The sequence below is a fragment of the Pseudomonas sp. C6002 genome, assembly GCF_013385805.1.
Lineage (GTDB): Bacteria > Pseudomonadota > Gammaproteobacteria > Pseudomonadales > Pseudomonadaceae > Aquipseudomonas.
On record NZ_JACAPH010000009.1, the window covers coordinates 361,417 to 382,482 of the forward strand.

Here is a 21,066-nt window from a genome sequence, read left to right on the forward strand (position 1 = left end):
ACCGCCGGGTGTCGCAATTTTTTCAGGAGGCCTGCATCAGGCTCTTCAGGTAATCACCGAAGCCGCCCTGGGCGCGACAATCCAGGCGGGCACTGGTAATCACCTGGGGCGAGTGGCTCCAGGCAATGGAAGCCCCGCAGCGCTCCAACTGGCGCACCAGCTCCACGTCTTCATGGCAGGGCAGGGGCTCGAAACCGCCGGCCCGCACGTAGGCGCCGGCACTGACGCCCAGGTTGGCGCCGTGGATATGCCGATGCCCGTCCCGGGCGGTGTAGGCCTGGTGATAGCGGATCTGCGCCGCCGGGTCGAAGCCCTCGCTCCAGGCGTCCACCGTCACCGTGCCGCACACCGCATCCACGCCCAGGGCCAGTTGCGCCACCAACCAATCGGGAGCGACGCGGCTGTCGGCGTCGGTGCAGGAAATCCAGCGCGCGCCGTTGTTAAGCAGGTGCCGCGCACCCACGCCGCGCACGTGGCCCACGTTTCGCGCCTGCACTTCCAGGCTGTGCACCTGGTATTCGCGGGCGATCATGGCGCTGCGGTCGCTGCAGCTGTCGAGCACTGTCAGAATCTGCACCTCTTCACCCAGCAGGCCCGGATGACTGGCGGCGACCATCGCAGCTTTCAGACATTCGGGCAGCAGTTTTTCTTCGTTATGCACGGGTATCAGGATGCCGATCATCGCAGTCCCTCCAGGGTCGCAACCGTGGTGCCGTCGCGGCTCCACAAATCCAGTAGAAAATCGCTTTCGTGATGCTGCGCCAGATGTGGCATGCCCAGGCGCTGGCCGAGGCGCGCATGCACCTGTTCGGCGGTCTGCGGGCAGCCTTCGATGATCGGGCGCCAGTGGCAGGCGAGGATTTGTCCATCAGGCGTCAGGGAGGCGAGCGCGCGATCGATCAGCCCATCGAAATCCTTCGGGTCCAGGTAGTAGCAAAGCTCGCTGAGCACGATCAGCTCGAAGGTTTCGCTGGGCCATTGCTGCGGGAGGCGGCTCTGCTGCACGGTGGCATGGCTGAAACCCCGCAGCCGCGCCTGTGCCAGGCTGACCGCCGCTTGCGCCGTGTCACAGCAGAGCAGGCGGTCACAGCGCGGGGCCAGCTCGAAGCTCAGCTCGCCGTTGGCGCAGCCGGGTTCAAAGATCGAGGCATAGCGCGGCCGGGTCAGCAGCGCCAGGGTCAGGGCCCGCTTGCGCTGTTCATACCAGCGTTGCCGAAAGGCCCAAGGGTCGTCGTTGCCGGCAAACAGCTCGTCGAAATAGGGCGTGGCGACACTCATACGAACACCACTTCAAAAGGTTGCAGCAGGCGCTCCAGCACATAGGGCGCGAGCACCGGCGGCAGGCCGATCTGCGGGTCGCCTTCCAACTGGCTGGCGAAGGCATGGATGGCGTGCCGTTTACGGGCCACGGCTTCAGGTGTCAGGAGAATTTTACGAGCGCGATCCCAGGGCACCTGGCTGTCTTCCGGGGTTGCCCAATGCCAGGTCCAAACGGGCAACTCCAGCAAGGTTGCGCCCACCGCCCGGGTCGCCTTGGCACTGGCACGGCCCACGGCCTCGTGGTCGCAATGGCCGTCTTCGCGCCAGGTGGTGAAGACCACGTCGCCGGGCTTGAGGTAACGCTCGATAAAGCGGCTCAGGTCTTCTTCACCTGTGGCGACCTGGCTGTCGCTGAACCCGGCCCGCAACCATTTCAGGCTGTGCAACGGCAATCCCAGCCGGTGCAGGGCCTGCGCCGACTCTTGCGGCCGCACCACGCTCAGGCGTTCCACCGGCCAGCGGCGCGAGCCGGGATGACTGGCGCTGCCGTCGGTGACGGAGATCAGCAGGATAGGGCGATCCAGCGCGGCAAGGCCTTGCAGCAGGCCGCCGCAGCCCAGGACTTCGTCATCCGGGTGTGGCGCGATGATCACGGCGCGGCTGCCTTCAGGCACCAGTTCGGCAATGTCTACGCAAGGCAGCTCGGCCAGTCGCGACGAGCTTTGCCACACATGCAAGGGCGTGCCCTGGCCGACGATTGGATTGATCTTCATAGTTCCCATCTCCCTGGGCGCTCATCGGCGACTTGTTGACCAAGGGCGGCCAGGTCGCGCTCGGCGTGACTTTGCCGCAGGTACACCGGCAAGTCGGCCATCAACTGGGCAAAATGCGGATCCTTGCAATACGGCCCGGCGCCCAGTGCTCGGCCGACATGGTGAATCACCTGGTCGACGGTTTCTTCGATACAGGCCCGTGCCTGTTGTGCCAACAGCCGGGCATCTGCCTTGGGCTGCCGGTCGATATGGGTGGCGCTGTCGCGCAGCACACAGGCCGCGCTGTGCAAGGCACTGTCGACGCTGCCAAGGTGCGCCAGGGCGTGGGGCTCCGGGCGTTTTGCACACTGCTCGCGCAAGGCCTCCGCCAGGCGTTGTGCCGCGCCGTACCAGCAGGCGGCGATGCCGATGCCGCCTTGCCAGAAGCCGGGGCGCGCCAAATAGTCCCCAGGCTTGCCGATGGCCAGGCCAACGGCGTCCTGGAAAAGCACTTCAACACTGCCCGTAGCGGCCATGCCCACGGCGGCCCAGCCCTCATCGGTGACGGTTACGCCGGGCTGGTGCATTTGCACTGCAACCAGTTGCTGGCGATCTTCTTCATCCCACGCCGTGAGCAAGCCGTGGCTGACCACCGCCGCGCCCGAGCACCAGGCCTTGCGGCCCTCCAGCCGCACACGTTGGCCGTCACGCCGGATCCGCACCTTGGCGGTGGGCGGCTCGGCCGCCCACATGCCCCACGTGCTGCCAACCGGCGGCAAGGGGCTGTCGAGTTCAGCGATGATCGCCAGGGCGTCCGTGTGGCCTTCAAACAACTTGCACAACCGCAGGTCATGGCCGGCGACTTGCGCCAGCCGGCTGAAGCGTTCCAACGTTTGTCCGCTGCCCGGCAAGGGCAACTGGTCCAGGCCTTCCTCCACCAAAGCCCTCAGCGCAGCGCCAAGGGCCTGGGTGTCCGGGTAATCCCGGTAGCCGCGAAGAAACTCATGCAAGGCCATGTCACACCTCGTCCTCATGCTGCAATTCAAACAGCAGCAGCGAACGCCCGGTGACCGCGTATTCGTGATCGAAATCGAAGCGTTCCTGGCCACGCACTGCCGGCTGGTTGGTGTCGAGCATGCAGGTCCAGAAGCCGCCATCCGGCACCGGTGGCAGGCGGAAATTGACCATGTCGTGGTGTGCATTGACCACCAGCAACAACGTGGCATCGGCCCCCGGGCGGCGAATCCCGGTTTCCTGGGCGCGGCCATCCATCAGCATGCCCAGGCAACGGCCATGGCTGTCCTGCCATTGCTCGATGGTCATTTCATCGCCGCTCGGCGCGAGCCAGGTGACGTCCTTGACCCCGATATCTTCGTTGTAGTCGCCCACCAGGAAGCGCCCGCGACGCAGGATCGGGTACGCCAGGCGCAACTTGATCAGGCGCTTGACGAACTTGAGCAGGGCCTTGCCGTCTTCATCCAGTTCCCAATTGATCCAGCCGATCTCGCTGTCCTGGCAGTAGGCGTTGTTGTTGCCGTGCTGGGTCCGGGCGAACTCGTCACCGGCTACCAGCATTGGCGTGCCCTGGGCCAGCAGCAGGGTGGCGAAGAAATTACGCATCTGGCGCAGGCGCAGCGCGTTGATTTCCGGGTCGTCGGTAGGACCTTCGACACCGTGGTTCCACGACAGGTTGTTGTTGCTGCCGTCCTGGTTGTTCTCGTCGTTGGCTTCGTTGTGTTTGTCGTTGTAGGACACCAGGTCGTGCAGGGTGAAACCGTCGTGGGCGGTGATGAAGTTCACCGAGCTGTAAGGCCGGCGGCCGCGCTGGTTGAACATCTCGCCCGAGGCGGTCATGCGTCCGGCGAAGTCGGCCAGTTGGCCGTCATCACCTTTCCAGAACGAGCGCACGGTGTCGCGGAAACGGTCGTTCCATTCCACCCAGCCCGGCGGGAAACCGCCGACCTGATAGCCGCCGGGGCCACAGTCCCAAGGCTCGGCAATCATTTTCACCTGGCGCAGCACCGGGTCCTGGCGGCAGGCCACGAGGAAGCTGTGGCGCTCGTCGAAACCGTCGCGGTAGCGGCCAAGGATGGTCGCCAGGTCGAAGCGGAAGCCGTCGACATGCATCTCGGTCGCCCAGTAGCGCAACGAGTCGGTGACCATTTGCAGCACGCACGGGTGGCTCAGGTCGAGGGTGTTGCCGGTGCCGGAATCGTTGATGTAGAAGCGCTTGTCATCGGGCATCAGGCGGTAGTACGAGGCGTTGTCGATGCCGCGCATGGACAGCGTCGGGCCTTGCTCGTTGCCTTCGGCGGTGTGGTTGTAGACCACGTCCAGGATCACTTCCAGCTTGGCTTCGTGCAGGTGCGCGACCATTTCCTTGAACTCGGCGATCTTGCCGCTGGCCAGGTAGCGCGGGTCCGGGGCGAAGAAGGCGATGCTGTTGTAGCCCCAGTAGTTGGTCATGCCTTTTTGCAGCAGGTGCTGGTCGTTGACGAAGGCGTGCACCGGCAGCAACTCGACCGATGACACACCCAACTGGCGAATGTGCTTGAGCACATCGTCGACCATCAGCCCGGCGCAGGTGCCGCGCACTTCCTCAGGCACCGAAGGGTGGCGCATGGTGATGCCGCGCAGGTGGGTTTCATAAATGATCGTGCGATCCCACGGCGTGCGCACTGGCTGGTCGTTGCCCCAGGTGTGGGCCGGGTCGATGACTTTGCACTTGGGCACGAAGGGCGCGCTGTCGCGTTCGTCGAAACTGAGGTCGGCGTCCGGATGGCCGATGGTGTAGCCAAACAGGGCCTCGGACCATTTGAGCTCGCCCACCAGCTGTTTGGCGTAGGGGTCGATCAGCAATTTGTTGTGGTTGAAGCGATGACCGTTGGCCGGGTCATAGGGACCGTACACGCGGTAGCCGTAGATCAGCCCGGGGTGGGCGTCGGGCAGGTAGCCGTGGAAGGTCTCGTCGGTGTATTCCGGCAGTTCGATGCGCTCCAGCTCGACTTCGCCGCTGTCGTCGAAGATGCACAGTTCGACTTTGGTGGCGTTGGCCGAGAACAGCGCAAAGTTGACCCCCAGACCGTCCCAGGTCGCGCCGAGAGGGAAGGGCAAACCTTCACGAATCCGCGACGGCTCGTTTTCCGGCGTCGAGTTGGGCTTGTTGGGTTTGCTCATTGAGATGCTCCTGCAAAAGGGTTTTTCCGGGCCGAACGGGGCCATTCCGGCGTGATGCCGGGTAGATATCGGTAGTTGGATAGCCTCCTGCGGTGCGGGCGCACCTGCAGGAGGATCTTTGGGTCAGGGTGCCTTGGGCTTCTTCGCAGCAGGCTTCTTCGCCGCCGGCACTGCGCTTGGCTTGGCTGCCGGTTTGGGCGCTGCCGCTGCGGGCTTGGCTTTTGGCTTGGCCTTGGCGGCGGCCTTCGGTGCCTTGGATGGCGTCAGCGCTTCGGCTTCCGCCAGTTTGCGCGCCATTTCCCAGTGTCGTGCGTCCTCGCCATGGGGTTTACCTTCAGATTCCCAGATCTGATGTGCCAATTCGCGGATGCGTTTGTCTTCAGTACTCATCGCAATGCTCCTCACAGAAAATTTCAGCTTTCTTGATCATCAGGATTGATAAAGACATTGACCGGGAAATCCCCCAGGGCAGCGCTGATCATGAGCTCCTTGTTTGGTGTGACTGCGCCTGTTCGGAAAAGTCCCTTCCAATTTTGGGTTGGAGCGGCGAACGGTAATCGGACCCGGGTATCGCCCCAAATCTGCGCGTTGATCAGGGGATACACACCGTTTTCAAGCAGCCGGTGAGGCCAGCGTGGCACCACCACCAGCAGCTGTTTGCCCTGGTATTCGCGGTAGAAAGCGACCACCCGCTCGGCGTGTTCGCCCACCACTTCCAGAGGCTCGTACGTGCCCTGGCGAAACAGTTGCGGATACGCCTTGCGCAACCCCAGGACCTGGCTGATCAACGCCTGTTTTATACGCCCGTCATGCCAGTTGAACATCAGCTCGCCGATGTCCGGCGGCGTGTGCAGCCCCTGTCGCCGTGCGGGGTAGTCCACCGGGCGGCGGTTGTCAGGGTCTACCAATGTGAAGTCCCAGAACTCATCGCCCTGGTACAGGTCCGGCACGCCCGGCACGGTGAGGCGAAGCAAGGATTGCGCCAGCCCGTTGAGCGCGCCGGCCGGGGCGATGGCCTGGGCGGCCTCGCCGATGGCATCGCGCAGGGTCTTGCCGGCGTCCTCCAGCAGCAGCCGTGACAGGAACGCTTCGACACCTTGCTCGTACAACTCGTTGGGTGCGCTCCAGCTGCTGTTGAGCTTGGCTTCACGCAGGGCTTTCTGCTGCCACTGCCACAGGCGCTGGTGATAGTCCGCCAGGCCCTCGGTATCGTCGCGGTGCAGGTCCAGCGGCCAACTGCCCAGCAGCACCTGATAGAGGATCAGTTCGTCACCCGCGGACGGCGTGTTGACATCGCTGCGCAGGCGGGCGGCGAGGGGGCGCCATTGCTCCACCTGCTCGGCATACCAGTCGGCGGCCTCGCTGAGCACCGCCAGGCGCGCACGGGTATCTTCGCCGCGCTTGTGGTCGTGGGTGGCGGTGGCCAGCAGGTTGTCGGGGAAGGTGCGCAGTCGTTGCTGGTTGACCGCGTGGAAGTCTTCCAGCGGGGCGCTGAATTGTTCGGTGCTGAAACCCACGTCATTGCGCGACAACAACACACCCGAGCGGTAGAACGCAGTGTCTTCCACGGCCTTGGCCGCCGCCGGCGAGGTCAGTTGCTGGAAGCGTACGCAGGCGTGCTTGAGCATCTTGCGTTTGCGGCCCAGGGGGCGGTCGCGCCAGGGTTGGCCGCCGAGCCATTTTTCCAGGTAGTCGAGCACCGGCCAGTCGCCTTCGCTCAAGGTGCTGCGGGCACCGGCCAGGGCTTGCAGGAAAAACACGTCATCCAGTTCGCTGCGGCCCCGGGCGCTGATGTAGGTGCGGTACACCGGGAAATGCACGATCAGTTCCTGCAACGCGCGGCGAATTGCACCCAGGGTCAGGTCGCGGCTCATCACATCGTCCCGGGCCACTTGCAGCAGGGCCTGGGCCACACTTTCAAAATCCCCGGCCAGGGAACCGTTGAGGATCTGCTGCCGGGCCAGCCAGGCTTCTTCGATAAATGAAGACGGGCGTTCGGTGTGGCGGGTCCATAACTCGGCCAGGGGTTCGAAGCCCTTCGGGTCATGTTGCAGCAATGACAGCTGGTTCATGAATTCGTAGCCGGTGGTGCCGTCCACGCGCCAGTCTTCACGCAAGGTTTCGCCTTCGCCGAGGATCTTCTCGACGAAGATCGGCAAGTGCCGCCCAATCGCCAGCGAGTCCACCCGGCGGCGCAGCTTGCGGCAGTAACCGCGCGGGTCGGCGAGGCCGTCGATGTGGTCGATGCGCAGGCCGTCGATCAGGCCTTCGCTGATCAGCTGGAAGATCTTGCCGTGGGTCGCTTCGAACACCGCGCTGCGTTCAACCCGCAGGCCGCCCAGCTCGTTGACGTCGAAGAACCGCCGCCAGTTGATATCGTCCGCTGCCGTGCGCCAGCTGGCCAGGCGATAGCTTTGTTGTTCCAGCAGGTGGTGCAGGCGGGCGAAACCTTCGGGATGGCGGGCGTCGTAGAGGTCGAGGTTCGCTTCGATGGCCTTCAGGGTTTCGGGGTCGCGGGCGGCCTCGATCAGTATCTGTTTCAGCGCGGCGGCCTGGGGATAGGCGTCCGGCTGGTAGGCCAGGCTGCTGAAGCGATCGGCCAGTGACTTGACGGGCACCAGCTCGCCGTATTCCCGCGGGCAGATCGGGAAGCGATGTTCGTAATGCTCGACGTAGAAGCTGCCGTGCAGCGGGTCGAAGCGCAGCGGCAGGGCACCCGACTGCAGGGCTTCGCCGTAGTCGCTGCCCAGGAACGGCATCAGCAGTTGGCCCTTGAGCAGCGGGTCTGGCGAGTGCCATTGAATGTCGAAGAATTCGCTGAAGGGACTCAGTCGACCCCATTCCAGCAAGTCCAGCCACCACAGATTATCGGCACCGCCGACGGCCATGTGGTTGGACACGATATCGAGGATCAGCCCCATGTCATGTTCGCGCAACGCCGCAACCAATCGCCGCAGCGCCGGTTCGCCGCCCAGCTCGGGATTGACGGTGGTGGGATCGACCACGTCATAGCCGTGCATCGAACCGGCGCGGGCGCTCAGCAATGGCGAGGCGTAGAGGTGGCTGATGCCCAGCTCGGCGAAGTACGGCACCAGCGGCACGGCGTCGTCGAGGGTGAAGCCCTTATGAAATTGCAGGCGCTGGGTAGCCCGAAGCGTCAATGCTTTCATCGGTCACGCTCTTGGGCCTGGATGCGCGCCACGGCCAGCAGCTCAAGGCGGCGGGCGGCATTGTCGTCATCGAGCAGGGTGGCGGCATCGCCCGGCAGGCGGCGGCGCCAGTTCGGGTGGGTGTCGGTGGTGCCGGGCAGGTTGGATTGTTCCTCGACCCCCAGGGCGTCCTCCAGCGGCAGCAATACCAAGGGTGCACGGGTGTGGCCCAGGTAGCGCACGCTGGCGTCGATGACGTGGTCGGTTTCGTTGCGCACTTCGTCGATGAAGTTCTGCGGGTCCTGGCTCAAGGCCTGGCGCAGTGCCTGGCGTTCCCGCAGGCGGTGTTCGCTCCATTGCTCGACGGTGGGTGCATCGATCAGGCCCAGCTGGACATTCCAGTCGATATCGCGGCTGTGCCACCAACCGTTGAGGGTCGGCAGGTCGTGGGTGCTGGTGGTGGCCAGCGCGTTGTCCGGCCAATCGAGGATCGGCTTGAACTGGCCGCCGTGGTCTTGTTCGAACAGCAGCACGCGCATGCCGAGGATCGAGCGCGCGATGAGTTTTTCCCGCAGGCCGTCGGGTACGGTGCCGAGGTCTTCACCGAGGACGATCGCCTGGTGGCGGCTCGACTCCAGGGCCAACAGCCGCAGCAGGTCATCCACCGGGTAATACAGGTAGGCGCCGTCTCGTGGCGAGGCGTCCATCGGGATCACCCACAGGCGTTGCAGGCCCATCACATGGTCGATGCGCAAGCCGCCGGCGTGGGCGAAGTTGGCCCGCAGCATTTCGATAAACGCGCGAAAGCCGTTGCGCTTGAGGCCTTCGGGGGAAAACGCGGAGATACCCCAGCCCTGGCCGGCACGGTTGAGGATGTCAGGTGGCGCACCCACGGTCAGTTCCGCCAACAGTTCATCCTGGCGGCTCCAGGCCTGGCTGCCGCCGCCGTCGGCGCCCACTGCGAGGTCGGCGATCAGGCCGACACCCATGCCGCTGCCGCGCGCCGCTTGTTGCGCGCGTTCCAGGCACCGGGCAATCAGCCATTGGCTGAAGGCGTAAAAGCCGATTTCGTCCCGATTGGCTTCGGCAAACTGCACCAGGGCCGGGCTTTGCGGGCTGTGCCAGTCCTCTGGCCAGTGGCGCCAGTCGAGGCTCTCGCCGTTGGCCGCGCGTTCGGCTTGTACGGCTTCGAAGCGGCAGTGGTTTTCCAGGGCTTCACCGCCAGCCTGGCGGAAGCTCAGGAAGTCGGCATGTTGCGGGTGGTCGCCCTGGCGGAAGTCGTCATACAGGGTGCGCAACAGGCGCTGCTTGGCTTTGGCCGCGGCCGGCCAGTCGATCAGGCTTTGTTGCTCAAGGTCATTCAATTCGTCGGCCAGCCCGCTGGCTTCGATGGCGGTTTGCACCGCACGTTCGCCGAGGATGCAGCCGGGGGAGGCGTACAAACTGTTGAGGAACAGGCGGCTGGACGGGGAATAGGGGCTGAAGCGCTCGGTGTCGGCGCTGAACATCGCGTGCATCGGGCTGATCGCCAGGGCGTCGGCGCCGCGTTCGGCGGCGGCGCGGGCCAGTTGTTCCAGGGCCTGGGTATCGCCAAAGCCGCCGTCGCCGCTGCGGCGCAGGGAATACAGCTGGGCGCTCAGGCCCCAGGCGCGGGCGGTCTGGATGTCGACCGCTTCTGCAACGGTGTAGCAATGCGTCGGTGCCACGGCCAGGGTGAAATGCTGGTCGGCAATATGCACTTGTTGGTAGCCGACCGGAATCGAGCCGGGCAACACCGCGTTCTCGTCCAGGCTCAGGTCCAGCACGCTGGAATCTTCGAGGTGAATCTGGCACGGCGTACCGGGGGCGAAGTAGCGCGCCAGGTCCAGGCCGGCGCCGCTGTCGACGGTCATCAGGGGCGGCAGATGCTTGTCTTGTTGCACGCGTTCGAGGTCCAGCAGGCTGGCTTCGATCTCGGCGTCGCTGTCGGCCGGGTGGCCCAGGCCTTTGAGCACGGCGCGCAGGGCGTCGGGCTTTACATGTTGCGGGCGGCCATTCGCGTCGATCCAATCGACGGCCAGGCCCGCTCGGCTGGCGAGTATTTCCAATTGCGCGTCGCTCAAGGGTGCTCTCCAACAGGGGAATGGGTGAGGCTGACGCGGGCGCTGAGGGGAGCCAATTGTTCGGCCCCGCTGGCCTGCGTCACAAATAGGAGGTGCTCGGCAGCCGGGTAGTTCAGAGAATCGGCGCTCAGGTTGAGGTCGATCTGCAACAGGCTGCCATTGCCCAGGCGCCAGCGCGCCGTGACCGCGCCCTCTGCCAGCACGTGCGCACCCAGGGCCATGCTGCCGGGCAGGTGCGGCACGATATGTTGGTGGCGCAGGCTCAGCAGGTGCCGGTAGAGCTGCGAGTCGCCGCAGTCGGCGAGGGCGGGTGCCGAGCGGCGGAAGGTCTGCAGGGAGTTGGGGTCGGGAATGCGTTCGCGGCGTTCGGGGTCGCTGAACGCGGCAAAGTCGGCAAACTCGTTGCGCCGGCCTTCACGTACCGCCTCGGCCAGTTCGCCGTGATGGTCGGTGAAGAACAGGAACGGCTCCTCGGCGTTGACTTCATCGCCCATGAACATCAGCGGGATCATCGGCGACATCAGCAGCAAGGTCGTCGCGGCGCTCAGGGCCTGGGGCGAACACAGTTGATGCAGGCGTTCGCCCAGGGCGCGGTTGCCGATCTGGTCGTGGTTCTGCAGGAACAGCACAAAGGCGCTGGGCGGCAGGTGCCCGCTGGGCTCGCCGCGCGTGTGGCCGTGGCGCGTGGTGTGGCCCTGGTAGATAAATCCTTCGCTCAGGCAGCGCGCCAGTTTTCCCGTGGGGTCCTGGGCGAAATCGCTGTAGTAGGCGTCGGTTTCGCCGGTGAGCAGCACGTGCAGGGCGTTGTGGCCGTCATCGTTCCACTGGGCGTCGAAACCGCTTTCCAGCAGGCTGGCCTGGTTGAATTCGTTTTCCAGCACCAGCCACACATGCCGCCCCGTGTCGACTTGCTGGCGTACTTTTTGCGCCAGCTCCTGCAGAAATTCGGGATCGTTGATGGCGTGCACGGCGTCCAGGCGCAGGCCGTCGAAGCGGTATTCCAGCAGCCACATCAGGGCGTTGTCGATGAAGAAATCCCGGACCTCCCGGCGATCAAAGTCGATGCCCGCGCCCCAGGGCGTGTGCACGTCTTCGCGAAAGAAACCCTTGGCGTAGGTGCCGAGGTAGTTGCCGTCGGGGCCGAAGTGGTTGTAGACCACATCGAGGATTACCGCGAGGCCATAGTGGTGCGCACTGTCGATCAGCTGTTTGAGCTGCTCGGGCGAACCGTAGGAGGATTGGGGAGCGTAGGGCAGGACACCGTCGTAACCCCAGTTACGTTCGCCGGGGAACTGCGCGATGGGCATCAGCTCAATGGCGGTGACCCCCAGTTCGGCGAGGCGCGGCAGTTGTTTCTCGACCTCGGCGTAGCCCCCCAGTACGCCCACGTGTATCTCGTAGATCACCGCTTCGTGCCACGGCCGGCCTTGCCAGTGGCTTTGGCGCCACTGATAGGCCAGGGGGTCGACCACCACGCTGAAGCCGTGAACGTCCGTGGCCTGTGCCCGGGAAGCCGGGTCGGGAACGTCCTGTTCGCCGTCGATGTTGTAGCGGTAGCGGGTGCCCGGCGGGCATTGCAGCTGCACCACAAACCAGCCATCGGCCTGGGGCAGCATCGCTACCGATTTTCCTTCCTCAAATTCAACGCTGACATAAAACGCGTCTGGCGCCCATAACGCGAAGCGGGTGTGTTCCGCATCCAGCATGATCGCGCCGTGGGGCCAGGTTTCCAGAGTCCGTGACGGCATCTATGAAGACCTCTTTTTACTGTTTCCCCGATCTTCCCAGCGCTTTCGCTACCAGTTGCTCATAAAGTTCGGCATAGGGTTCCACTGCCTGGCACCAGTTGAACGGTGCGGCCATAGCCCGGCAACGCATGGCGTTGAGCAAGCCTGGGAAGGCGAAGACCTTGAACGCGCGGCTCAGGGCCGCTTCGTAGCTTTCGACAGTGGATTCGTTGAACAGGAAGCCGGTGACGCCATCCTCGATGGTGTCGGCCAGGCCGCCGGTGTTGCGTGCAACCGGCAACGAGCCGAAGCGCTGGGCATACATCTGGCTCAGGCCGCACGGTTCATAACGGGACGGCATCAGCAGGAAGTCGCTGCCGGCGAACATGCGGCGCGCGTCGGTCTCGTTGAAGCCGATGCGCACGCCGATCTGGCCGGGAAAGCGCAGGGCCAGGGCACGCATGGCTTGTTCTTCTTCCGGCTCACCACGGCCGATGATCGCGATCTGGCCGCCATTTTCGACGATGAAACTGGCGACCGCTTCGGTCAGGTCCAGGCCTTTCTGGTAGACCAGGCGCGATACCACGGCGAACAGCGGGCCGGTGGAGTCGTGCAAGCCAAACAGGTTGCGCACATGGGCGGCGTTCTGTGCCTTGCCTTCCCAGTCACCAATGTTGAAAGGGTGGGTCAGGTGCGGGTCGGTGGACGACTCCCAGCTTTCATCAATGCCGTTGGGAATGCCGCTGAGCAAGCCTTGCTGGGTCTTGCTGGCGAGAAAGCCATCCAGACCGCAGCCAAATTCGGGGGTGGTGATTTCCTGGGCGTAGGTGGCGCTGACCGTGGTGATATGGCTGGAATACGCCATGCCGGCCTTCAGGAATGACAGCTTGCCGTAGAACTCCATGCCTTCTTGCTGCAAGGCGTGTTCGGGAATCCCCAGCTCCGGGCACGAGGCCAGGCTGACCACGCCCTGGTAGGCGAGGTTATGAATGGTGAACAGCGTTGGAGTGCGTGACCCACGCCAGTGCATATAGGCTGGCGCCAGGCCTGCTGGCCAGTCATGGGCGTGCACCAGGTCCGGGCACCAGTGGATCTGCGCCAGGTTGGCGGCAATATCGGCGGCGGCCAGGCCCAGGCGGGCGAAGCGGATATGGTTGTCGGGCCAGTCACGGCCGTTGTTGGCGCCGTAGGGCGTACCTTCGCGCTCGTAAAGCTCGGGGCAGATCAGCACGTAGATAACCAGGCCGTCCTTGAGGTCCATGCGCCCGATCTTGCACGGTGGCAGCGCGGCGTGGCCCCCCAGCTCACCGATGATATGAATCGGGTTGTCGCTGTCCAGCACCTGCGGGTAGCCGGGGATCAGCACGCGCACATCGTGCAGGTGCGCCATGGCGCGGGGCAGTGCGGCGGAAACGTCGCCCAGGCCGCCGGTTTTCACCAAGTCGGCCAGTTCGGAAGTGACAAACAGCACTTTTTTGCGATTGGGATTCACACGTGAGACCGGCCGCACCGTGTTGGGAAGGTCGGCCAATGAGGTCGGCCCGCCAACCGGCTGACTAAAACGCTCTCCCTGAGTATCTACAGCGGCACTGATCATAGTTCTCTCCCGAGTTCTGGTCGGCTGATGGCATATGGCAATCAGCGAAGGTTGACCGCGTCCTGCGGCCAGGCGCACAAGCGCTACACAGACTGGCAAGCCTTATGCCAGTTGTGCTGGAGTCTTAAATAGAGTGGATGGACGGGCGTTCGGTGGGAACCGTCAGCACTCGCCTTACCTTAAACCTGACCTGTGGCAGAGTTGGAAAGTTTCGATTTTTTGCGGGGTTTTTGTTTTGGATCGGACCCATCGGTCATGAGTCTAGGACAGATCCCAGAGCCTGTGGGGTCTGTGGGGTATTTTTGTAGGACAAATTTTTTTCATGAGCCCGGTAGCAGCTGTCGAGCGCGCTCCGGTTCAGGATCGGCAGTGCGCCCGACGCAGCCTCGCTGAGGCTCGACAGCTGCTACGGGGGGAGTGGGAGGTGAAATGTGTGCACTAGCTTAGTGCGCGAAGGGGCACTCCTTTGGCCCAGGCTTGGATGTCTTCGATCATTTGCTGGTAGAACTGGCGGTAGTTCTGCTCGCTGACGTACCCCACATGAGGGGTGGCCAATACGTTGGGCAACTGGCGGAATGGATGCCCGGCTGGCAGCGGCTCCTGGGCGTACACGTCCAGTGCCGCGCCCGCCAGCCGGCCATTGGCCAGGGCGTCAATCAAGGCGGCCTCATCGACAATCGGCCCGCGTGCCGTGTTCACCAGATGCGCTGTAGGTTTCATCCAGCCCAACGCTTCGGCGTCCACCAGCCCGCGGCTGCGGTCGCTGAGCACCAGGTGAATCGACAACACGTCTGCCTGTTCAAACAACTCGCGCTTGCTGACCCAGGTCACGCCGCTTTCGGCAGCGCGCTCTGGGGTAAGGTTTTCGCTCCAGGCAATTACGTGCATGCCGAAGGCCTGGCCAAATTTGGCGACCTTCTGGCCAATGCTGCCCAGCCCGAGAATCCCCAGGGTCTTGCCGTACAAATCGCCGCCCAGGCCCACTTGCCAACCCCCGGCGCGCAGGGAATTGGCTTCGGCCAGCAGGTTGCGGGTGGACGCCATGATCAGTGCCCAGGTCAGTTCCGGGGCGGCGTGCTTGTAACTGTCAGTGCCGCCTACCTGGATACCCAGGGCCTTGGCCGCAGGAATGTCGATGGCGGCGTTGCGCATGCCGCCGGTCACCAGCAACTTGAGCCTGGGCAAGCCTTGCAACAGAGACTGGTCGAAGGTGGTGCGTTCGCGCATCACGCAGATCACCTCGAACCCCTGCAAACGCTCGATCAACGTGGCGGTGTCCGCCGGGTAATCGTGGAGGAAGTGCACCTGGCCGACCGACGCCAGGACTGACCAGTCCACCACGCCACTGGCCACATTCTGCCAATCATCAATCACTGCGATCTGTACCGACATTCACGCATGCCTCGAAAAAGGTTGGATTAAAGGGCGTTCAGCCCTTGCAACAGTGCCTTGTGAAACTGTGCCGGCTCTTCCATTTGCGGTGCATGGCCCAGGCCCGGGAATTCCACCAGGGTGGCGTGGGGAATCAACTTGGCCACTTGCTTGCCCAGCACCGCGTAGTTGCCGAGCTTCGCCTTGACCGCCGGTGGCGCCAGGTCCTTGCCAATGGCGGTGTTGTCGGACGTGCCGATCAGCAGCAGGGTGGGCATCTGCAGGTCCTTGAACTCGTAGTACACCGGCTGGGTGAAGATCATGTCGTAAATCAGCGCCGAGTTCCACGCCACCTGGGTGTGGCCGGGGCCTTTGTTCATGCCGGCGAGCATATCGACCCAGCGGTCGTATTCAGGCTTCCAGCGGCCGACGTAGTAGGTGTCGAGCTCGTATTTGCGGATGCCTTCGGCGGTCAGTTTCAACTCGCGCTCGTACCATTGGTCAACGCTGCGGTAGGGCACGCCGATGGCCTTCCAGTCTTCCAGGCCAATAGGGTTTACCAGTGCAAGTTGTTCGGTTTGCTGCGGATAGAGCAGGGCGTAGCGTGTGGCAAGCATGCCGCCGGTGGAGTGGCCGAGCAGGGTAGCCTTCTGAATACCGAGTTTTTCCAGGAGTTGATGGGTGTTGATCGCCAGTTGCTGGAAGCTGTACTGGTAATTGTCCGGTTTGCTGGAGGTGCAGAAACCGATCTGGTCGGGAGCGATCACCCGGTAGCCGGCGTCGCTCAGGGCCTTGATCGATTCATCCCAGGTGGCGCCGCAGAAGTTCTTGCCGTGCATCAGCACGATGCTGCGCCCGTTGGCCTTGCCTTTGGCCGGCACGTCCATGTAGCCCATCTGCAGGGATTTGCCCTGGGACTGGAAGGTGAAGTGCTCTACCGGGTACGGGTATTTGAAGCCTTGCAGCTCGGGGCCGTAGGTCGGACCTTCTTTGGCGGCGAAGGCGGGCAGGGCGCTGCCGAGTAACAGGCTGGCGACGCACAGAGAGCGGATCTTGGACATGGTTAGAGCTCCGGGAACAGTGCCCGGATGCTGTGGCGAGGGGATTAACGGGAGATTAAATCCAGTGCAGGGTGAGCATGGCCAGTACCCCGTAGCGCGCCCCTTTGGCCAGGGTCACCAGCACCAGGAACCGCCAGAACGGTTCGCGCATGACCCCGGCCACCAGGGTCAGCGGGTCACCAATGATCGGCACCCAACTGAGCAGCAACGACCAATGGCCCCAGCGCTGGTAATGGGTACGGGCCTTTTCCAGGTGCCTGGGGCTGACCGGAAACCAGCGTCGATCCTTGAAGCGCTCGACCGAGCGGCCCAGCAGCCAGTTGACCACCGAGCCCAATACGTTGCCGGCCGTTGCAACCCCGAGCAGCAACCACAGGCTGTAGTGCCCGCTGATCAACAGCCTCACCAGCACCGCCTCCGATTGCATCGGCAACAGCGTGGCTGCGCCGAAGGCGGCGAAAAACAGTCCCAGGTAACCGGCAAGCATCAATCAGCGTGCCGGATAGTCAGCCACTACCACGTCTTTGCCATCGCGAGTCAGGCCGATGACCTGATAGGCATCGCTGCTGCCGTTCATCTCCATGCCAGGCGAGCCCATGGGCATGCCTGGCGCCGCAATGCCCAGCAAGTCGTCGCGCTTGCGCAGGGCCAAGACCTGGTCGGCTGGCACATGGCCTTCGACGAACTTGCCGTCGATCACGCCGGTATGGCAAGACGCCAGGCGCGGCGCCACGCCCAGGCGTTGCTTGACCTCGCTCATGTTGCTTTCCACATGGTCGTTGACCTTGAACCCGTTGCTTTCCAGGTGGGCAATCCACTTTTTGCAGCAACCGCAGTTGGCATCACGGTGCACGTCAATCGGGATCAGCTCGGCAGCCTGGGCCAGGGTGCTCATGAGCAGGGCCGACAGTGCGGCCAGTCGCAGGGTGGTTTTCATCGTCATCTCGTCGGATAAAGGGCAACAGCGGGGCATTCTCCCTGCTTTTTGGAAAAGGGTTTCCCGGGAGTGTTACGAGGTTTTACGAAAAACCGACAGCACCAGAATAACCGCCTGGTGCTGTCGGAAAACTGAGAGGGATATGACGGTTTTGTCAGGCTGGCGGGGATTCCAGGCGCTGCTTGAGCTGATCAAGGGCCTGGTTGGACAGTGCGATCATGCGCTCATGCAGGGTGGTCAGTTGCAGTTCGGTTTCATAGGTGAGGATGCGCTTGAACAGCGTGCCGTTGCCCTGTACTTGCAGCAGATAATGAATACAGCCATCGACCGCCAATGAGGTGAACGCGGTCTTGAACTCCCGCGGTCGCTGCGCAATCTGCACGCGATAGCTCATGGGAACCCGCACACCCAGCAGGTCGATGGTTTCAGTGAAACGATGACCGGCAGGCAATGAGCCGGCGATACCGGTGTCGGCGCCCAGGGATGTCGGATGCCATTCATGCCAGCGATCCGGTTGGGTAACGTAGTCGTAAACGTCGTCGATAGAGGCTTGTATATAGCGTTCCTGACTGATCCGCTCCAGACGGATCGGGTGCTCAACTGCGTGCATGACACACCTCCTGTGTGGCGGAGCGAACTGTCAGAATAGTCCGGCTCCCGCGCATTGCACGGGAGCTTTCAGGCTATTTTTTCAACGCACCTTGAAGCGACCCATCAATGCAATAACCCGGCCATTGGCATCCAGCAGGCTCTGGGTGTTGTGCTCCGTGGCGTGGCCGCTTTGCACCAGCTCTTCGACCATGTGGCGGATGTGCACCATGCTGCGGTTGATTTCCTCGGTCACCGCGCTTTGCTGTTCGGCGGCGGTGGCGATCTGGGTGCTGAGGTTGTTGATATGGCTGACGGAGCCGGCCATCTCGTCCAATCCCGTGTTCACCCGGGCCGTGGCGTCAGCCGCAGACTGGCAGCTGGCCTGGGTGGCTTCCATGGCCGTCACCGAGGAACTCACGCCCGTGGTCAGGCGCGCCAGCATCTCATTGATCTGCGAGGTGCTGGCCTGGGTGCGGGCGGCGAGGGCGCGGACTTCGTCGGCCACCACCGCAAAACCCCGGCCTTGTTCGCCGGCCCGGGCGGCTTCGATGGCCGCGTTGAGTGCCAGCAGGTTGGTCTGGCCGGCAATAGCACCGATCACACCAAGGGTTTCGGTGATGCGGGCGGCATCCTGGCGCATGTTTTCCACGGTGTGGGTGGCGCTGGAGACCTCGCCGATCAACGCGCTGACGCTGCGGGAAGCTTCCCCGACCACCACCCGCGAACGGTCGGCGTGCTCATTGGCGCGCTGGGTGAACGCAGCCGTTTCGGCGGCGTTCTCGGCCACGGTGTCGGCGGTGGAACTCATCTCGGTGATGGCCGTGACGGTCTGGTCGGTTTCCGAGGCATGGCGCACCAGGATCTGGTTGGTCTGGGCCGACGTCTGCTGCAATTGCGCCAGGCTCGACGACATGGCGCCGGTGGCCAGGGTCACTTCTCCGATCATGTTTTGCAGGTAGACGATAAAGCGGTTCACCGAATGGCCAATCGCCCCCAGTTCATCCTCGGCGCGGATGGTGATGCGCCGGGTCAGGTCGGCATCGCCGTTGGACAGTGCGTCGATATTGGTCTTCAGCGCGGTCATCCGGTGCACCAGCTGGCGGATGGCGTACACCGCCAACAGCACCAACAGCAGGATCATCGGGATTTGCAGCATCGCCAATGTGCCCAGTACGTCATCACGTTGGGCGGTGATCAGCGAAGTCGGCAGCGCAGTAGCGAGGAACCACGGCGTGCCCTCGATCGGGCGCATGAAGAACGTGCTGGCCACGCCCTGGTTGTCGAACTCGCTGCGTTGCAGGGTTTGATCACGATGGGCCAGGCCGGCGCTGACTTGGGCGGCAAAGGCCGAGGTGCCGGTCAATTCGCTGATGTTCTTCAACACCACGGGGCCGCTGATGCGCGTGCTGTTGCTGATGATCTTGCCGTCGCCTTCGACGATCAGCATTTGCCCGCCGAGGTCTTTTTCCTTGCTGGCCACCAGGTCGTTGAAGAAGCCCAGGGTCACGTCGATGGTGGCGACGCCATAGGCTGCGCCGTCACGCTGGATCGCCATCGCGCAGTTGGTGCGTGGCTCCTGGCTGGCGTCATCCTTGTAGGCCGCCGCCCAGGCGCACTGGCCGCGGGGCGAAGCGAGGCCGCCCTTGTACCAGCTCTGGTCGTAGTAGTTGGGGGCCGCGTCGCTGTTCCAGAAGGTATTCACCGCCAGCTTGCCCGAGGCATCGCGGTGCCAGAAGGTGCTGTGCTTGTTGCGTCCCGGGGTGCGTTGGTTGGGCAGGGGCCAGATGCCGCCGCCGAACACTTTCAATTCGCCGTACTGGTCCACCAGGCCTGGCAGCACCTTGTCGATGGCGTCGCTGTCCAGCAGCGGGATGGTTTGGGTGATGCTGCGTTGCTGGGCCTGAACCTTGTTCAGTTCGCCCTGGATCTGCTCGGCCACTTCGGCAATGCGATTGAGGGCCACCTGTTCTTCGGTGTGGCGCAGCTTGGGGGCCACCAACTGTCCGATGCCCACCACCGTCAAGACGAATAACAACAGGACGAACAGCACCAGGAACAGGGTGTAGCGGGCTTGGATAGAGCGCAATGAGGGCATGGGGTCGTCCTTACGAAGCGTTTATTGTGCGACGCGGCTTTGTTAGAGCTTCGAAGGGCTATCGGCTTGGGACGGGCGAGCTTGAGGCACTATCGTGCAAGAAAACCCAGGGCAGGGATTTAAGGCGCGGAGCTGGCGAGCCAGCCCCGATCCGGCGTGGCAGGATTATTTGTCCAGCATCTGCATGACCGCTTCCGGGTAGCGCAGCCCGGCTGTGGCGTTGGCCGGGAAGATGGCCTCCAGCGCCGCCAACTCGGTCGGGCTGAGCTTGACCTCCAGTGCCGCGACGTTCTCTTCCAGGTATTTGCGTTGCTTGGTCCCCGGGATCGGGATCAGGTAATCCCCTTGCGCCAGCACCCAGGCCAACGCCAGTTGCCCGGCGGTCACGCCCTTGTCGGCGGCCAGGGCTTGTACCTGTTTCACCAGCAGCAGGTTCTTCGCGAAGTTTTCACCCTGGAAACGCGGGCTGAACCGGCGATAGTCATCCGCCGCAAAGTCATCCGGGCTTTTCAGCGCGCCGGTCAGGAAGCCGCGGCCCAGTGGGCTGTAGGGCACAAACGCGATTCCCAGGCGTTGGCAGGCCGCGAGGCAACCGTTGTCTTCCTGATCGCGGCTCCATAACGAATATTCGCTTTGCAGGGCGCTGATGGGATGCACCTTGTGAGCGCGCTCCAGGGTAGCCGCCGACGCTTCACTCAAGCCCAGGTAACGCACCTTGCCTTGCTTGACCAACTCGGCCATGGCGCCAACGGTTTCTTCAATCGCCACTTCGGGGTCGATGCGGTGCTGGTAATACAGGTCCAGGGTTTCCACGCCCAGGCGCTTCAAGGTGCCGTCGATGGCCTCGCGAATGTATTCCGGGCGGCCGTTGACGCCACGCAGTGCCGGGTTCGCCGGGTCGCGCACGATGCCGAACTTGCTGGCGAGGAACACCTGGTCGCGCTTGCCGGCGATGGCCTTGCCAATCAGTTCTTCGTTGGTATGGGGGCCGTACATGTCGGCGGTGTCCAGCAGGTTGATCCCCAGTTCCAGGGCGCGGTGCAGAGTGGCGATGGCTTCGGTGGTATCGGTGCCGGTGGTGTAGAAATCGGTCATGCCCATGCAGCCGAGGCCGATGGCGGACACCTGGGGACCATTTTTACCGAGTTGACGTGTGTGCATGGGTCCAGCTCCTGTGTGGGAAGGCCTCCATTGTTGCCCTCGACAAAAGCGGGATAAACCGGCTAAAACCGCTATCACTATTATGA

17 protein-coding genes are annotated in these 21,066 nt (G+C 63.4%); all 17 read right to left on the reverse strand.

The genetic code is table 11. The features are described from left to right. Positions 1 to 22: 22 nt before the first annotated feature. Positions 23 to 682, reverse strand: coding sequence for a glycosyltransferase family 2 protein (locus tag HX817_RS05420; RefSeq protein ID WP_003207526.1), 660 nt, complete (start codon positions 680 to 682; stop codon positions 23 to 25). Next, a complete protein-coding gene (locus HX817_RS05425) occupies positions 679 to 1,278 on the reverse strand; it encodes an SAM-dependent methyltransferase (RefSeq protein ID WP_177039914.1) in 600 nt (199 codons plus the stop codon). Before HX817_RS05425 ends, HX817_RS05420 begins: the two co-directional genes overlap by 4 nt. Continuing rightward, positions 1,275 to 2,033, reverse strand: a complete 759-nt coding sequence (locus tag HX817_RS05430) for a PIG-L deacetylase family protein (protein WP_177039915.1) — start codon at positions 2,031 to 2,033, stop codon at positions 1,275 to 1,277. The genes HX817_RS05425 and HX817_RS05430 overlap by 4 nt, the downstream gene beginning before the upstream one ends. Beyond that, a complete protein-coding gene (locus tag HX817_RS05435; protein ID WP_134326429.1) occupies positions 2,030 to 3,028 on the reverse strand; it encodes an acyl-CoA dehydrogenase family protein in 999 nt (332 codons plus the stop codon). Before HX817_RS05435 ends, HX817_RS05430 begins: the two co-directional genes overlap by 4 nt. 1 nt (position 3,029) lies before the next feature. Continuing rightward, positions 3,030 to 5,189, reverse strand: coding sequence for a glycogen debranching protein GlgX (glgX, locus tag HX817_RS05440; RefSeq protein ID WP_003207536.1), 2,160 nt, complete (start codon positions 5,187 to 5,189; stop codon positions 3,030 to 3,032). A gap of 123 nt (positions 5,190 to 5,312) precedes the next feature. Beyond that, positions 5,313 to 5,579 (reverse strand): DUF2934 domain-containing protein, encoded by a 267-nt coding sequence (locus HX817_RS05445; protein ID WP_003207537.1) that lies wholly within the window; start codon positions 5,577 to 5,579, stop codon positions 5,313 to 5,315. 23 nt (positions 5,580 to 5,602) lie between these two features. After that, the gene (locus HX817_RS05450; RefSeq protein WP_177039916.1) at positions 5,603 to 8,359 is read right to left on the reverse strand and encodes a malto-oligosyltrehalose synthase; all 2,757 of its coding nucleotides are present in this window, start codon (positions 8,357 to 8,359) and stop codon (positions 5,603 to 5,605) included. Next, entirely contained in the window at positions 8,356 to 10,440 is a 2,085-nt protein-coding gene (malQ, locus tag HX817_RS05455; RefSeq protein ID WP_177039917.1) for a 4-alpha-glucanotransferase, read from the reverse strand. Before malQ ends, HX817_RS05450 begins: the two co-directional genes overlap by 4 nt. Next, positions 10,437 to 12,188 carry a malto-oligosyltrehalose trehalohydrolase gene (gene treZ, locus HX817_RS05460; protein ID WP_087692373.1) on the reverse strand — a complete coding sequence of 584 codons (1,752 nt, stop codon included), beginning with the start codon at positions 12,186 to 12,188 and terminating at the stop codon, positions 10,437 to 10,439. Before treZ ends, malQ begins: the two co-directional genes overlap by 4 nt. A gap of 16 nt (positions 12,189 to 12,204) precedes the next feature. Beyond that, a complete protein-coding gene (glgA, locus tag HX817_RS05465; RefSeq protein WP_177039918.1) occupies positions 12,205 to 13,764 on the reverse strand; it encodes a glycogen synthase GlgA in 1,560 nt (519 codons plus the stop codon). A 438-nt stretch (positions 13,765 to 14,202) separates the two neighbouring features. Continuing rightward, complete coding sequence (locus tag HX817_RS05470; RefSeq protein ID WP_177039919.1) at positions 14,203 to 15,156, reverse strand: D-2-hydroxyacid dehydrogenase family protein; 954 nt, start codon at positions 15,154 to 15,156, stop codon at positions 14,203 to 14,205. 26 nt (positions 15,157 to 15,182) lie between these two features. Then, positions 15,183 to 16,196 carry an alpha/beta fold hydrolase gene (locus HX817_RS05475; RefSeq protein WP_177039920.1) on the reverse strand — a complete coding sequence of 338 codons (1,014 nt, stop codon included), beginning with the start codon at positions 16,194 to 16,196 and terminating at the stop codon, positions 15,183 to 15,185. 55 nt (positions 16,197 to 16,251) lie between these two features. After that, positions 16,252 to 16,683 (reverse strand): YqaA family protein, encoded by a 432-nt coding sequence (locus HX817_RS05480; RefSeq protein ID WP_177039921.1) that lies wholly within the window; start codon positions 16,681 to 16,683, stop codon positions 16,252 to 16,254. 3 nt (positions 16,684 to 16,686) lie between these two features. Continuing rightward, positions 16,687 to 17,133: a DUF411 domain-containing protein gene (locus tag HX817_RS05485; protein WP_087692368.1), complete on the reverse strand. Its 447-nt coding sequence runs from the start codon at positions 17,131 to 17,133 to the stop codon at positions 16,687 to 16,689. 154 nt (positions 17,134 to 17,287) lie between these two features. Beyond that, on the reverse strand, positions 17,288 to 17,743 hold the full coding sequence (locus tag HX817_RS05490) for an SRPBCC family protein (protein ID WP_003207553.1): 456 nt from the start codon (positions 17,741 to 17,743) through the stop codon (positions 17,288 to 17,290). Positions 17,744 to 17,824: 81 nt separating this feature from the next. After that, positions 17,825 to 19,819, reverse strand: a complete 1,995-nt coding sequence (locus tag HX817_RS05495) for a methyl-accepting chemotaxis protein (protein ID WP_003207555.1) — start codon at positions 19,817 to 19,819, stop codon at positions 17,825 to 17,827. Between the two features lie 165 nt (positions 19,820 to 19,984). Then, positions 19,985 to 20,980, reverse strand: a complete 996-nt coding sequence (locus tag HX817_RS05500; RefSeq protein ID WP_102605556.1) for an aldo/keto reductase — start codon at positions 20,978 to 20,980, stop codon at positions 19,985 to 19,987. Positions 20,981 to 21,066: the final 86 nt, after the last annotated feature.

What these genes read in the sequence shown, in the direction of transcription:
- HX817_RS05420 (WP_003207526.1), bottom strand. Translation starts at nt 682, where the DNA reads ATGATCGGCATCCTGATACCCGTGCATAACGAAGAAAAACTGCTGCCC.
- HX817_RS05425 (WP_177039914.1), bottom strand. Translation starts at nt 1,278, where the DNA reads ATGAGTGTCGCCACGCCCTATTTCGACGAGCTGTTTGCCGGCAACGAC.
- HX817_RS05430 (WP_177039915.1), bottom strand. Translation starts at nt 2,033, where the DNA reads ATGAAGATCAATCCAATCGTCGGCCAGGGCACGCCCTTGCATGTGTGG.
- HX817_RS05435 (WP_134326429.1), bottom strand. Translation starts at nt 3,028, where the DNA reads ATGGCCTTGCATGAGTTTCTTCGCGGCTACCGGGATTACCCGGACACC.
- glgX (WP_003207536.1), bottom strand. Translation starts at nt 5,189, where the DNA reads ATGAGCAAACCCAACAAGCCCAACTCGACGCCGGAAAACGAGCCGTCG.
- HX817_RS05445 (WP_003207537.1), bottom strand. Translation starts at nt 5,579, where the DNA reads ATGAGTACTGAAGACAAACGCATCCGCGAATTGGCACATCAGATCTGG.
- HX817_RS05450 (WP_177039916.1), bottom strand. Translation starts at nt 8,359, where the DNA reads ATGAAAGCATTGACGCTTCGGGCTACCCAGCGCCTGCAATTTCATAAG.
- treZ (WP_087692373.1), bottom strand. Translation starts at nt 12,188, where the DNA reads ATGCCGTCACGGACTCTGGAAACCTGGCCCCACGGCGCGATCATGCTG.
- glgA (WP_177039918.1), bottom strand. Translation starts at nt 13,764, where the DNA reads ATGATCAGTGCCGCTGTAGATACTCAGGGAGAGCGTTTTAGTCAGCCG.
- HX817_RS05470 (WP_177039919.1), bottom strand. Translation starts at nt 15,156, where the DNA reads ATGTCGGTACAGATCGCAGTGATTGATGATTGGCAGAATGTGGCCAGT.
- HX817_RS05475 (WP_177039920.1), bottom strand. Translation starts at nt 16,196, where the DNA reads ATGTCCAAGATCCGCTCTCTGTGCGTCGCCAGCCTGTTACTCGGCAGC.
- HX817_RS05480 (WP_177039921.1), bottom strand. Translation starts at nt 16,683, where the DNA reads ATGCTTGCCGGTTACCTGGGACTGTTTTTCGCCGCCTTCGGCGCAGCC.
- HX817_RS05485 (WP_087692368.1), bottom strand. Translation starts at nt 17,133, where the DNA reads ATGAAAACCACCCTGCGACTGGCCGCACTGTCGGCCCTGCTCATGAGC.
- HX817_RS05490 (WP_003207553.1), bottom strand. Translation starts at nt 17,743, where the DNA reads ATGCACGCAGTTGAGCACCCGATCCGTCTGGAGCGGATCAGTCAGGAA.
- HX817_RS05495 (WP_003207555.1), bottom strand. Translation starts at nt 19,819, where the DNA reads ATGCCCTCATTGCGCTCTATCCAAGCCCGCTACACCCTGTTCCTGGTG.
- HX817_RS05500 (WP_102605556.1), bottom strand. Translation starts at nt 20,980, where the DNA reads ATGCACACACGTCAACTCGGTAAAAATGGTCCCCAGGTGTCCGCCATC.